General features: G+C 62.2%; 14 protein-coding genes and 1 tRNA gene. 4 read left to right on the forward strand and 11 right to left on the reverse strand.

Annotated elements, in window-relative coordinates; all coding sequences use genetic code 11:
* The first annotated feature begins 142 nt into the window (after positions 1-142).
* Positions 143-661, forward strand: coding sequence for a hypothetical protein (locus B9A19_RS13340; RefSeq protein ID WP_084091298.1), 519 nt, complete (start codon positions 143-145; stop codon positions 659-661).
* On the opposite strand, the gene B9A19_RS13345 is transcribed toward B9A19_RS13340, so the two are convergent.
* The 10 genes from B9A19_RS13345 to B9A19_RS13390 form a co-directional block, all read right to left on the reverse strand.
* The gene (locus B9A19_RS13345; protein WP_084091299.1) at positions 636-1,709 is read right to left on the reverse strand and encodes a CobW family GTP-binding protein; all 1,074 of its coding nucleotides are present in this window, start codon (positions 1,707-1,709) and stop codon (positions 636-638) included. The genes B9A19_RS13340 and B9A19_RS13345 overlap by 26 nt on opposite strands.
* Positions 1,710-1,734: 25 nt before the next feature.
* A complete protein-coding gene (locus tag B9A19_RS13350) occupies positions 1,735-2,355 on the reverse strand; it encodes a nucleotide-binding protein (protein WP_084091300.1) in 621 nt (206 codons plus the stop codon).
* On the reverse strand, positions 2,356-2,670 hold the full coding sequence (locus B9A19_RS13355; RefSeq protein ID WP_084091301.1) for a chorismate mutase: 315 nt from the start codon (positions 2,668-2,670) through the stop codon (positions 2,356-2,358). It lies immediately after the preceding gene.
* Positions 2,667-3,281 carry an aminoacyl-tRNA hydrolase gene (gene pth, locus B9A19_RS13360; protein ID WP_084091302.1) on the reverse strand — a complete coding sequence of 205 codons (615 nt, stop codon included), beginning with the start codon at positions 3,279-3,281 and terminating at the stop codon, positions 2,667-2,669. Before pth ends, B9A19_RS13355 begins: the two co-directional genes overlap by 4 nt.
* Positions 3,282-3,381: 100 nt before the next feature.
* Entirely contained in the window at positions 3,382-3,960 is a 579-nt protein-coding gene (locus B9A19_RS13365) for a 50S ribosomal protein L25/general stress protein Ctc (RefSeq protein WP_084091303.1), read from the reverse strand.
* A gap of 84 nt (positions 3,961-4,044) precedes the next feature.
* Positions 4,045-4,995: a ribose-phosphate pyrophosphokinase gene (locus B9A19_RS13370; RefSeq protein WP_084091304.1), complete on the reverse strand. Its 951-nt coding sequence runs from the start codon at positions 4,993-4,995 to the stop codon at positions 4,045-4,047.
* A 60-nt stretch (positions 4,996-5,055) separates the two neighbouring features.
* Positions 5,056-5,132 (reverse strand) — tRNA-Gln (locus tag B9A19_RS13375).
* A 20-nt stretch (positions 5,133-5,152) separates the two neighbouring features.
* On the reverse strand, positions 5,153-6,007 hold the full coding sequence (gene ispE / locus B9A19_RS13380; RefSeq protein ID WP_084091366.1) for a 4-(cytidine 5'-diphospho)-2-C-methyl-D-erythritol kinase: 855 nt from the start codon (positions 6,005-6,007) through the stop codon (positions 5,153-5,155).
* Positions 6,004-6,537, reverse strand: a complete 534-nt coding sequence (gene lolB / locus B9A19_RS13385; protein ID WP_084091305.1) for a lipoprotein insertase outer membrane protein LolB — start codon at positions 6,535-6,537, stop codon at positions 6,004-6,006. The genes ispE and lolB overlap by 4 nt, the downstream gene beginning before the upstream one ends.
* Positions 6,537-8,333, reverse strand: coding sequence for a tetratricopeptide repeat protein (locus tag B9A19_RS13390; protein WP_084091306.1), 1,797 nt, complete (start codon positions 8,331-8,333; stop codon positions 6,537-6,539). Before B9A19_RS13390 ends, lolB begins: the two co-directional genes overlap by 1 nt.
* 174 nt (positions 8,334-8,507) lie before the next feature.
* On the opposite strand from B9A19_RS13390, the gene mutM reads away from it, so the two are divergent.
* Both mutM and B9A19_RS13400 read left to right on the forward strand, forming a co-directional pair.
* Entirely contained in the window at positions 8,508-9,323 is an 816-nt protein-coding gene (gene mutM, locus B9A19_RS13395) for a bifunctional DNA-formamidopyrimidine glycosylase/DNA-(apurinic or apyrimidinic site) lyase (protein WP_084091307.1), read from the forward strand.
* Between the two features lie 80 nt (positions 9,324-9,403).
* A complete protein-coding gene (locus B9A19_RS13400) occupies positions 9,404-11,431 on the forward strand; it encodes a dynamin family protein (RefSeq protein ID WP_217807065.1) in 2,028 nt (675 codons plus the stop codon).
* Positions 11,432-11,497: 66 nt separating this feature from the next.
* Here the strand turns inward: B9A19_RS13400 and B9A19_RS13405 are convergent, their stop codons facing one another.
* Complete coding sequence (locus B9A19_RS13405; RefSeq protein ID WP_176216929.1) at positions 11,498-12,040, reverse strand: NAD(P)H-dependent oxidoreductase; 543 nt, start codon at positions 12,038-12,040, stop codon at positions 11,498-11,500.
* Positions 12,041-12,154: 114 nt separating this feature from the next.
* On the opposite strand from B9A19_RS13405, the gene moaC reads away from it, so the two are divergent.
* The gene (gene moaC / locus B9A19_RS13410) at positions 12,155-12,646 is read left to right on the forward strand and encodes a cyclic pyranopterin monophosphate synthase MoaC (protein WP_084091309.1); all 492 of its coding nucleotides are present in this window, start codon (positions 12,155-12,157) and stop codon (positions 12,644-12,646) included.
* Positions 12,647-12,725 lie beyond the last annotated feature (79 nt).

Genomic DNA, 12,725 nt, shown 5'->3' on the forward strand with positions numbered 1-12,725 from the left:
CGGTGCAGCAGCGCGGTTCTTGCGTACATTGCCGTCGATTCGTCAGCACGGATTCATGATTGCGCCCTGCCGTGGGGCGAACTGGCATAAACTTATAAGCTCGGACTTAAATTAGCAGTGTGCCCAGCACGCGAGGAAAGCAATGGAAGGGGTGATTTACCGCAAAACCCAGAGCGGCCTGGATGAGATGATCACCCGCGCCAACGGCTTGAGCGTAAAACTGCGCCAGCTGTTGATACAGATCGATGGCCTCAAGCCTGTGAGCGCACTGGTCACCCCGCTGTCCGGCCGGGAGCTGGTGCAGGGTTTGATGTCGCTGGAATGGGATGGCCTGATCGAAAAGATCGGCACCGTGCCGGTCGCACCCGCCACCGGCAAGGCAAGCGAGCATGCCGCGGCAAACGGTGCGACAGGGGCGGACAGTGGCCTGATCAGCAGTTCGCAGATCGAGCGTATCCGTCAGGTATTACAGATGTGCAATCGCGCCCATCTGCAAGGCGAGCTGGATGACTGGCTGGACACCACACTGCCGCGCGCCAACACCGAGCTGGCGCTCAACAGCTGTCTGGACTTCTGGAACATGCGCATGCAGGAACGCGGCCAGGCCGCGAATGCACGCACCTATATGCAACAGATTACGGCGATCCTGCAGAAAAATTGATCGCTGCAGCCAGCAAGGCTTGCTCCAGCGCCGCCCAATCGGGCGGCGTTGCTGCTTCCACGATGACCTCGAAGCGGTTGTCGCGCCGATAGGCCGACACGGCGGCGCCGGCCATGCCATCTACCCAGTCGAAGCGATACCAGTCGCGCTCGGTCTGGAACACCCCCTTGGCGCGGCTCAACCCCGCCAGACCATAAGCGGCAGGATCGCCCAGCCGCTCGAACAGATCGGCCAGTTTCGCACTATGGAATAGTGTTTCCGGCGGCAAGATCCAGCCGCAGCTGTGCGAGCCCAGGCTGGATTGCGTCTTGCGCAGCGGCCATTGCGTCGATGCCTCCGCGACTGCCTCCGTCGTGCGCCGGCGTGGCTGCAGCACGGCATTGCCGCTGTGCACATGCGCTTGCGGCTGCTGCGGCCAGCGAGCCTCGTCCAGCGTCAGGTCAAGCAGGGCCGGGTCAAACGCACCCTTGTAGGCATCGACCACCGCCAGCTTGGGCGGGAATAGCGCATCGGCCAACGCGTGCGCGCGATCCACCTGCTCGGCGTCGGCCAGATCACCCTTGTTGATGACCAGCACGTCGGCCAGCTCGATCTGGTCGCGCCAGGTCTGGTGGCTGTTGTAGCGCGCATCGTCGAGATGGCGCGGGTCAAGCAGCGTCACCACCGCGCGCAGCGCATAGGCACCGGCCACCATGGGGTCACGCAGCAGGTCGACAATGCCGGCCGGGTGACCCAGTCCGGAGGGCTCGATCAACAGCCGGTCCGGCCGCTGCCCTTCCTTGCCGGGGCGGGCGATCTTGCCCAGCGCCACGCGCAGCATGGGGCTGGTGGTGCAACAGATGCAGCCGCCCGGCACTTCGGCCACGCGCACGTCGTCGCCGCCGTCACCGCTCAGGGTGGCACCGTCAATGCCGACCTCACCGAATTCGTTGACGATGACGGCCCAGTATTCATCAGCCGGCTTATCGGCCAGCAGCTTGAGCAGGGCAGTGGTCTTGCCGACACCAAGAAACCCGGTAATCAGGTTGACGGGGATTTTTTCGTTCATGAGGCACAAATGATTGCGGCCGGTGTTATTTCAACCAGCTCAGTATGGGGGCCCATTGGGCGTGATCGCGCTCGTAGCGCGGCTTGGGCAGATCGAACAGCGTGAGGCCGCGCGGCTGCAGCTGCACGTAGAGCTGCGTTTCGCGGATATGGGTCAGCACCGGCAGGCCGAAGCCGGCCAGAAAACTGTCGAGCTGGCGCGCAGACTGCGTACGCGGATTGAAGCGCATGGCGACGATGCCGATCTGCACCTCGCCCTTGCGCACGACTTTTTCCTCGGCCAGCTGGCGGAAGAAGTCCTCACTGGCCCACATGTCGAACGCGGCCGCCTGCACTGGCACCAGCACGCGCCGGCACACCTTGAGCGCTGCTTCGAGCTTCTTGCCATGCAAGCCGGCCGGGCTGTCCAGCACTGCCGCTGTCGTGCCCTTGGGTGGCCGCAACGGCTCGCCATCGGCGATGTCCCAGCCGTGAATGGCCGGGTAGCGCTGCGGCCGCAAGGCCAGCCAGCGCCGCGCGGAGTGCTGGCGGTCCAGATCACCCAGCATCACCTGCTCGCCCTGCCAGGCCCAGTAACCGGCCAGATTGGCCGCCAGCGTCGATTTGCCGCTGCCACCCTTGGGATTGGCCACCAGCACTGTTTTCATTCAGGCCACCGGGTGTTGCTGATCGGCGATTTCGCGGTGGCGCTGCACCACGCGGTCGATCACCAGCCGGAACCATTGCTGTGCCAGTTGCGGATCGACCTGCAATGCCGTCGCACGCTCGGCGATGCGTACCATCTGCGCGGCCTCGCGCTCGGCATCCACCGGCGGCAAGCCCTGCTGCGCCTTGTAATGCCCCACCTCGTCGGTCAGCACAAAACGACGTGCCAGCAACTGCAGCAGCTGCGCATCAATTTCGTCGATCTGGCTGCGTAGTGGCGCCAACGGGTGTTCGGTGCTCACGGCAGCCTCGCTCATGCGTCCGGCGCCGGCTTGTGCGGGCGCTTTTTGGTCTCGTCGGTGTGCAGCAACTGCATCGCCGCGCCGGTTTCACCGGCCAGCAGCTTGGGCAGCACGTGGTGCGCGCGCGTCATGGCATCGCCGATGGCGTCGAACTCTTCCTTGCGCGGCGGTTTGAGCACGAAATTGACCACCTCGTTGCGATCACCGGGGTGGCCGACGCCGATGCGCAGGCGCCAGAAATTGGGCGTACCCAGATGCGCCTGGATATCGCGCAAGCCGTTGTGGCCACCATGACCACCACCCTGCTTGAGCTTGACCTGGCCCGGCGGCACGTCCAGCTCGTCGTGCGCGACCAGGATCTGGTCCGGCAATATCTTGTAAAACTGCGCCAGCGCCAGTACGGCGATGCCGCTCTTGTTCATATAGGTTTGCGGCTCCAGCAGCCAGACGTCCTGCCCGTGCAGGCGCACCTTGCCCACCAGACCATGGAATTTCACATCGTGGCGCAAAGGCACCTTACCGTCATCGGCCAGCTGGTCCACCCACCAGAAACCGGCGTTGTGGCGGGTATCGACATATTCAGGGCCGGGGTTGCCAAGGCCGACGATGAGCTTGATCTGGGACATGTATCGATTCAATCAACGAAAAACAGCCGCCATTATCGCACGGACAAGAAAAAACCCGCCGGGCTTGCGCCGGGCGGGTTTCATGCCAAACAAGACCGGATTAACCAGCCTTGGCGCCGTTCAGGCTGGCAACAGCCAGGTCATCACCGCGAGCCAGCGACGACAGCGAGACGCCTTCCGGCAGCTTGATGTCGGACAAGTGAGCGATGGCATGGCCAGCGTTCAGGCCGGACAGATCAACGGTCAGGAATTCCGGGATCTTGGTGGCAACGCAACGCACCAGCGCTTCGTTCAGGATGTGGCTGACCGAACCGCCTTGCAGCTTCACGCCTTCCGAAGTATCAGCGCCGACGAAGTGCAGCGGAACGCGGATTTCAACTTCGGTGTTGTTGTCCACGCGCTGGAAGTCAACGTGCAGCACCAGTTGCTTGAACGGGTGGTAGTTGACCGAGCGAACCAGCACTTGCTCAGCCTTGCCGTCGATCGACAGCTGGATCAGCGAAGTGTGGAAAGCTTCTTCTTGCAGCGTGTAGTACATGCTGTTGTGTTCGAGAACGATGGCTTGCGGTTCCTTGGAACCACCGTAAACGATAGCCGGGAGCTTGCCAGCATTACGCAGGCGGCGGCTCGCACCGGTACCCTGCTGCGGACGTGCCTGGGCTTCGATAGTGTAAGTCATGATGTAACTCCGTTACTTCAAAAAACGCCAGCCGCCCGCGACCAGAACGGCTTGCGATTCCGGGCACAATTGCCCGTGAATTCCTTAATCAACGAAGAGGGTCGAAACCGACTCTTCGTTGTTGATGCGGCGCATCGTTTCGGCCAGCAAGCCGGCAATCGACACTACGCGGATACGATCCGAGCCACGGCCGGCTTCCGGCAGCGGAATGGTGTCGGTGACGACCACTTCATCCAGATCGGAATGCAGGATGCGCTCGACGGCAGCACCGGACAGCACCGGGTGGGTGGCGTAGGCCATCACCTTGGTAGCGCCGTGCGCCTTGAGTGCCTGCGCGGCCTTGCACAGCGTATTGGCGGTGTCGATCATGTCGTCGATGATCACACAGGTGCGATCCTTTACATCACCAATGATGTGCATCACCTCGGCCACATTGGCCTTGGGGCGGCGCTTGTCGATGATGGCCATGTCGACGCCAAGCTGCTTGGCCATGGCACGTGCACGCAGCACGCCGCCAACGTCGGGGCTGACCACCATCAGGTTGTCGTGGTTCTGCGCGCGGATGTCCGCCAGCAGCACCGGGGTCGAATAAATATTGTCGACCGGAATATCAAAGAAGCCCTGGATCTGGTCGGCGTGCACATCCACGGTCAGCACGCGGTCCACGCCGGCAATCGTCAGCATGTTGGCGACGATCTTGGCCGAGATCGGCACACGCGCAGAGCGCGGGCGTCTATCCTGGCGGGCATAGCCAAAGTAGGGGATGGCGGCAGTGATGCGGCCTGCGGATGCACGCTTGAGTGCATCGACCATCAGCATCATTTCCATGATGTTGTCGTTGGTGGGCACACAGGTCGACTGCAGCACGAAAACGTCGCGACCGCGCACGTTCTCCAGCAGTTCGACGGTGACTTCACCATCGGAGAAGCGGCCTACAGTGGCGCGCCCGAGGGAGATGTCGAGGTGGTTGACCACATCTTCGGCAAGCTTGGGGTTAGCATTGCCGGTAAACACCATGAGGCTGTCGTAAGCCATTTCCGAACCCTGAAAAAACGAAAAGCGTGTAACGGGTTACACGCTTTTCTACTTTCGAATTGGCAGGGGAAGAAGGATTCGAACCTTCGCATGTCGGAATCAAAATCCGATGCCTTAACCAACTTGGCGACTCCCCTATCGAACCTTGCTGCAACTGCTATACAGCGTATTCGTATAACGGGTGGCGACTCAGCGATTTCGCTTCAAAAACCGTCGCTCCGTTAGGAAGCCGAGATATTACCCTCGCAATTTCGTTTTGTGAAGCACTAAATGCAAAAAAACATGCGCCGGACCCGGTCATGCGGGTGGGCAGGTGCTGCGCCAGCGCAGCGCGCGCCGGCAACAAGGCAGGAAACAATCTACACGCTACTGCCTCGAGATCATTTCTTGTCTGTTGATAATCAATGGCTTGTGCGGTGATGGGTAGCGTATCGCGCACCAGGTCATCCGCCTTGAAGATCGCCGGCGTAGGCACATGCACCTGCGGATGCAGCACCAGAAAAAATCCGTCCGGCGTGGTCAGCGGCGTCATGATTTCGCCGATGCCTTCAACGAATGCGTTCTGGCCGTAGATGAAAAACGGCACGTCGGCGCCGAGCTGCAGACCGATCTGCATCAACTTTTCGCGGCTGAGCTGCAAATTCCACAGCCGGTTGAGCGCCAGCAGCACCGTGGCGGCGTCAGAACTCCCGCCCCCCAGCCCGCCGCCCATGGGAATGCGCTTCTCTATCCCCAGATCGACACCTGCCGTGCAGCCAGTCTCCTGCTGCAGCAGGCGCGCCGCACGCACGATCAGGTCTTGCGAGGCCGGCACATCCGGCAGCGGGTTGTGGTGCACCACGTCGCCATCGGCCCGCACACGCAGGTAGAGCGTGTCGGCCAGATCGATCAACTGGAATACGGACTGCAGCAAGTGATAACCGTCGGCTCGGCGACCAACGATGTGCAGGAAGAGGTTGAGCTTGGCCGGCGCGGCAAAGGCCTGCCAGCCGTCTTGCGGTGAAAACATCATGGCCATTCGGTGATGGCGATGCGCACGTCGAGCGCATCGCGCTTCAGTTGTATCAACTTGGGATATTGCGGTGCCGGCACGCCGAAGGACACCTGCCAGCCGGCCTGCGCAAAGCGTCGGCTGCCGTCGCTGGCGGTCTGGTCATCGCTCACCGGCAAATCAGGGGCGGTGCGCCCTTCTATCCACCAGCGCAGCGGGGTGACCGGAATGGTGTAGCCGGTGGCACCCTGCAGCAGCGATTCGGCATCGGATGCCTGCAGCTTGTTGCCCTTGCTGTCGGTGAACTCTGCCCCCTGTGGATCGAAGGCCAGCCGCGCTTGTGTCTCGCCCAGCGCGCTGCCCAGCTCGATCTCGGCATGCTCACCGCTGCGCCGCCAGCGGAAGCTGGCCGTCTCGGCCACCTTCTGCCCGTCCAGCTCGCCACGCAGTGCCAGACGGCCATCGGCGGCAAAATCAATATGCGTCGCCGGTGGCGGCGTGGCACAGCCGGCCAGCAGCAGCGCCGCAGCCGCAAGCAACAGCCTGCGCATCAGCGGATGCCCAGCCGCTTGTTCACTTCCAGCAGGGTGGCGTTGGCCGGGTCGGCCAGCAGCATCGCGTCATACACCTTGCGCGCCTCAGCCTTGTCACCCGACTGCCACAGTACCTCGGCGTAATGCGCGCCGATTTCCGGGTCACTCATCAGGCCGTAGGCACGCGCCAGCAACTCGCGCGCCTCCTGCAGCTTGCCCTGGCGGAAGCGCAACCAGCCCATGCTGTCGATGATGATAGCGCTGTCCGGCTCCTTGGCCAGCGCGGCAGTCAGCAGCGTTTCGGCTTCGTCCAGCGAGCGATTGCGGTTGGCCAGTGTATAACCCAGCGCATTCTGTCCCTGCACGCTGTCGGGCTTGAGCGCCAGATAGCGGCGCAGATCGCGTTCGGCGTCGGCATCCTTGCCCAGCAAATCGGCAATCAGCGAGCGGTCATACAGCAGGTCGGCATTATCCGGATAGGTCTTGAGGCCGTTGCTGAGCACCTGCAAGGCCTGATCGTATTGCTTGGCCTCGCGCCACAGTTGCGCCTCCAGCTGCAGGCGCTCGACGCGCGCATCGTTGCTGTCGGCCTGCATGGTCTGCAGCATGGCCAGCGCGTCTTCCATGTGGCCGCTGCGCGCCAGCAGGCGGATGCGACGCTGATCGGCATTGCCCTTCAGATCGCCCTCGACACTTTCATACCATTGCAGCGCCTCGTCGGTGCGGCGCTGCTCTTCGGCAATCTGGCCCATGTAATAGCGCAGATTGGGGGTTTGCTGCGGCGCCTGCTTGATGGCGGCGCCCAGTCGTTGCTCGGCCAGCGCGAGATTGTGCTGCTGCAGCGCCACCAGACCGCTGCCCACCTTGGCTTCCAGATTGTCCGGCTGCACCGTCAGCGCGGCATCGTAATATTTGAGTGCTTCGTCATAGCGCTTGGCCAGCACCAGCTCCTTGGCGACCGACAACTGCACGTTCAATTGCTTGGGATGGCGTTTTTGCGCGGCTTGCAGATAGGCCAAGCGTTGCTCGGCCGGCAACAGCTGGGCATGGTAGACCAGCGGCGTTTCCCAATCGGGCTTGAGTTGCTCGGCAGCGTCCAGTTCGGCAATCGCTTCATCGACCTTGCCGGCATTGGCCAGTGCTACCGCATGCGCGAAATGCGCCTCGGCCAGCTTGGGATAGGGCTGGATCAGCGCTTCGGTCAGCTTGAGCGCGCCAGCCCGATCAGTGCTCTTGTCCCACAGCTGATGCAACTGGGCAAAGAAGGGCGCCACTTCCTTGGGCTGATCACGCAGTATGCCTTCCAGATAAGGCTGGGCTTCGTCCAGGCGGTTGGCGCGCAGCAGCAAGCCCAACATCACCTGCTTGGCCGGGCGCGAGCTGGGTGCACTATCGATCCAGATTTGTGCATCTTCGCGCGCCAGCGCAAGCTGACCGGTGCCCATGGCCACCTCGGTGGCACGCTTGGCCACGCGCGGGTCCTGCGTGCGGCGGGCCAGATCGCTCCAGGTTTGCGCCGCCAGCTGGCCCTTGCCGCGCTGCAGCGCCACTTCGCCCACCAGGAAGCGCAGCAACAGATCGTCGGTCAGCGCCATGCGCGGCAGATCGGCATTGGGCGCGTCGCTGTCAGCCTCGTCATTCTGTGCGGCTGCCGGGCTGGATGCCGCGGCGACACCGGATGCCGCAGCCGGCTGCACATCGTTCTGCGCCGGGGGCACGCTGCTGCATGCGGCCAGCAACCAAGCCAGCGCCAAACCGCTACCGGCCAGACGCAATGAGGAAGGGATCGGCTTGAATACAGGCATGCTGGGCATGGCGACTTTCCAGTAATGAAGAAGTAAATAGACAAGGCACAAGACGACAGACTGCCAATCTTACGGGAATTCCAGCACAAACACTGTAGGCTGGCCTGTATATTTCAAGCTTTCCGGGTGGCAATTTGCCACGCCGCCGGGCCGTCCGTGTCCCTCATGATTTAGGTATAAGCAATGCCGGAACTTCCAGAAGTAGAAACGACGCGTCGCGGCATCTCGCCGCATTTGCAGGGTGCCTGCATCGGCGATGTGATCGTGCGCGAAGCGCGCCTGCGCTGGCCGGTGCCGGCCGATCTGGCGGCCACTTTGCGCGGCCGGCGCATCGAGGCCGTGGAGCGCCGCGCCAAATACCTGCTGCTGCGCTTTGCGCACGGTACGCTGATCATCCACCTGGGCATGAGCGGCAATCTGCGCGTGCTGACCGAGGCGTTCCCGCCCGAGAAACACGATCATATCGACATTGTGTTCGACAACGGCCAGCGGCTGCGCTATCGCGACCCGCGCCGCTTTGGCGCCGTGCTGTGGCACGCGGGCGATATCGCGCAGCACCCGCTGATTGCAGAACTGGGGCCGGAGCCTTTGTCGCTCGCCTTCAATGCGGCTTATCTGCACGCCGCGCTGGCAAGCAAGCGCATCGCCATCAAGCTGGCGCTGATGGACAATCATCTGGTTGTCGGGATTGGTAACATTTATGCCTCAGAATCGCTGTTCCGCGCAGGGGTTTCACCGCTGCGCCCGGCGCAATCGCTGAACGAGGCCGAATGTACGCGGCTGGTGGCCGCCGCCAAGGAAACACTGGAGGCAGCACTGGCCGCCGGGGGCAGCACCCTGCGTGATTATGTCGATAGCGACGGCAAGGCCGGCTACTTCATGCTGCAGAGTTTCGTCTACGGCCGGGCGGGTGAGCCGTGCCGGGTTTGCGGCACGCCCATCCAGCAGATGCGGCAGGGCCAGCGCTCAACCTTTCATTGCCCGACGTGCCAGCATTGACAAAGCCCCTCGTCGCGGGTGATAAAGCTTTCATTAGGCACGAAAAATAGCCATCCACTGTTCAGGTGGAGGAGAACCAGATGAGCACCGAATACCTGCATCAGGACAGCATTGCGGTCAACGACCCGGCCAATATCGAAGTCGTGGCCAGTGACAGGCTGGTGGGCAACTTCCAGGCCTACAGCACCTGGCGTGCCGAATTGTCGCAATCGATCACCCAGTTGTCGCGCTGGCTGAACGAGCAGGATCTGGACGACAGCCAGACCCAGCTGCGCATCAACCGCCTGCTGGACAAACTCAAGGATGACAAGCTCAACATTGCCTTTGTCGCCGAGTTCTCGCGCGGCAAGTCCGAGCTGATCAACGCTATCTTCTTCGCGCACTACAAGCAACGCGTACTGCCCTCCAGCGCCGGCCGCACCACCATGTGCCCGACCGAGCTGCTGTACGACGCCAGCAAACCCGCATCTATCCAGCTGCTGCCCATCGAAACGCGTGCCGCCAACGCTACCACCAGCGAGTATCGCCGCTACCCGGAAGAGTGGACCTCCATCGCACTCGACCTCGACAATGCCGATGCCATGCTGGCCGCCTTCCGCAAGGTGGGTGACACCAAGAAGGTGAGCACCGAAGAGGCGAAGAAATACAGCCTGTACGACGAAAACGACCCCGATCAGAAAATGACCGTCGATGCCGCCGGCCAGATCGAGATTCCGTGCTGGCGCCATGCCATCATCAACTTCCCGCACCCGCTGCTGGAACAGGGTCTGGTCATTCTGGACACCCCGGGGCTGAACGCCATCGGTACCGAACCCGAACTGACGCTGAACCTGCTGCCGAACGCGCACGCCATCCTGTTCATCCTGGCGGCCGATACCGGTGTGACCAAGAGCGACATCGATGTCTGGCGCAACCATATCGGCAAGGCGCAGACCGGCACGCGTGGCCGGCTGGTGGTACTGAACAAGATTGACGGCCTGTGGGACCCGCTGAAATCGGCCGGCGAAATCGAGGCCGAAATCGTCAAGCAGGTCGACACCACCGCGCAGTTGCTGGGCGTACCGACCCGGCAGGTGTACCCGATCTCGGCGCAAAAGGCGCTGGTGGCCAAGGTGCAGGACGACGATGCGCTGCTGGAACGCGCCCGCCTGACCGATCTGGAAAACGCACTGTCGTACGAACTGCTGCCCGCCAAGCAGGACATCGTGCGCGACAGCACCATGACTGAAGTGGAAGACATCGTGTCGGCCACGCGCAACGTCATCAATGCGCGCCGCAAGGGCGTGCAGGAACAGTTGCACGAATTGTCGGCACTCAAGGGCAAGAACCAGGACGTCGTCACGCAGATGATGGACAAGGTGATTGCCGACAAGAAGCATTTCGAACAAGGGCTGGTGCGCTTCCAGGCGCTGCGCAGCGTGTTCAGCCAGCAAACCAACCAGCTGCTGTCATTGCTGGGCATGGACGCGCTGAAGGCTGAAATTTCGCGCATCCGTGGCGAAATGGACAAGAGCCTGTTCTCGGTGGGCGAAGGCGGCCTGCGCTCGCTGATGGAGCGCTTCTTCAAGGACACCAACGCCAATATCGCCAAATCGGCCGAACAGGTGGCCGAAATCCAGGCCATGATGGCGGCAATGTACAAAAAGTTCAGCGAGGAACACGGTCTGGGTTCGGTTACCCCGCCGCCGTTCTCGACCTTGAAGTACCACAAGGAAATGGCGCGACTGGAAAAATCGTTCCGCGAGCATTTCAACACCTGGGGCAAGGTGCTGACCAACAGCCAGAGCAAGCTGACCAACAAGTTCTTCGAAACCGTGGCCAGCCGCGTGGTGTACGTATTTGAAGTAGCCAACCGCGACGTGGAAAACTGGCTCAAGGCCGTGATGGCGCCAATGGAAACACAGGTGCGCGAGCACCAGCTGCAACTGCGCCGCCGGCTGGAAAGCATCAAGCGCATCCACAAGGCCACCGATACGCTGGAAGAACGCCTGGAAGAGCTGGAAGACGTCGATCGCCAGCTTGCCTCACAACAGGGCGACCTGGACGAGCGGCTGCGTGCCGTCTATGGCTTGCTCAACCGCGAAATCGGTCGTTTGAAAGCAGCTTGATCCTGCGCTGCACGCCATGAAAAACGCCCGGAGAACCGGGCGTTTTTTTCTTTGACAACGACCCGCTCAGGGCGCCTCAAGCAGCGCCTGCAACTGCTCGGCAAACGCGAGGATGCGGTTTTCTTCATCCTCATGCAGCGCGTGATCACGCGGGTGCACGATATTGGGCAGGATGAGCGGCTCGGCATAGTTCATGCCACACAGCAACGCCGTAGCCTGCAGCGGCCGCAACAAGGCCGCCGGCTGGAAATGCGGGTCGTCACCCGGCCGATACTGCGCCCCTCCGGTAGTCAGCACCAGTTGCAGCAGCTTGCCCGACAGCGCCCTGCCCCCGTCGCTACCATAGGCCCAGCCCTCGGTCAGCACCTCATCCTGCCAGTGCTTGAGCATGGGCGGCGTGGAATGCCACCAGAACGGAAATGCCATCACGATGCGCTCGGCCCGTGTGCAGGCGGCCTGCTCGGATTCAGCGTCGATCTGCCCATCCGGGTACAGCCCCTCCAGATGATGGATCACCGTATCGGGCAAATCCTTGATCTGATCAACGATCAAGGTGTGTGCATGCGAGGTGGCCAGATGCGGGTGCGACAGCAGGATCAGGTTTTTCACGGCGATCTCCAGCGGCAACGGAATACCCGCTGCTGGCATTGACTGGGCTTTCACTATAGGCCCGTGTGCCGCGCCGCGCGTTATCATGGCATAAATCGACACGACGGATACAGCATGAGCACGACGCCCCTTACCCACTTCAACGCGCAAGGCGAGGCCGTGATGGTCGACGTCGGCGCCAAGACGGAAACCGCCCGGCTGGCGCGCGCCGAAGGCGTGATCCGCATGCAGGACGCCACCTTGCAGCTCATTGTCAGCGGTGGGCACCAGAAGGGTGACGTGCTCGGCATCGCCCGGCTGGCCGGCATCATGGCCGCCAAGAAAACCGGCGAGCTGATCCCGCTGTGCCATCCGATTCCGCTCACCCATGTGGCGGTCGACTTCGCCATCGAAACCGGCGCGGTGCGCTGTGCGGCGGTGGCCGAGACCGTGGGCCGTACCGGCGTGGAGATGGAAGCGCTCACGGCGGTGAACATTGCGCTGCTGACCATCTACGATATGTGCAAGGCAGTTGATCGCGGCATGACCATCGGCGACGTGCGGCTGCTGGAAAAGCGCGGCGGCAAATCCGGCCACTGGCTGGCAGAGAATCCGTTCACGATCTGAGGACTGCGCGTCGGATTTGCCTTAACGCCCGGCGCACGATCCGCTATCCTGCGCCCCTTCAACTTTTTAACCGGATACC

Origin of the sequence: Andreprevotia lacus DSM 23236 (assembly GCF_900176275.1) — a bacterium.
GTDB classification, from domain to species: domain Bacteria; phylum Pseudomonadota; class Gammaproteobacteria; order Burkholderiales; family Chitinibacteraceae; genus Andreprevotia; species Andreprevotia lacus.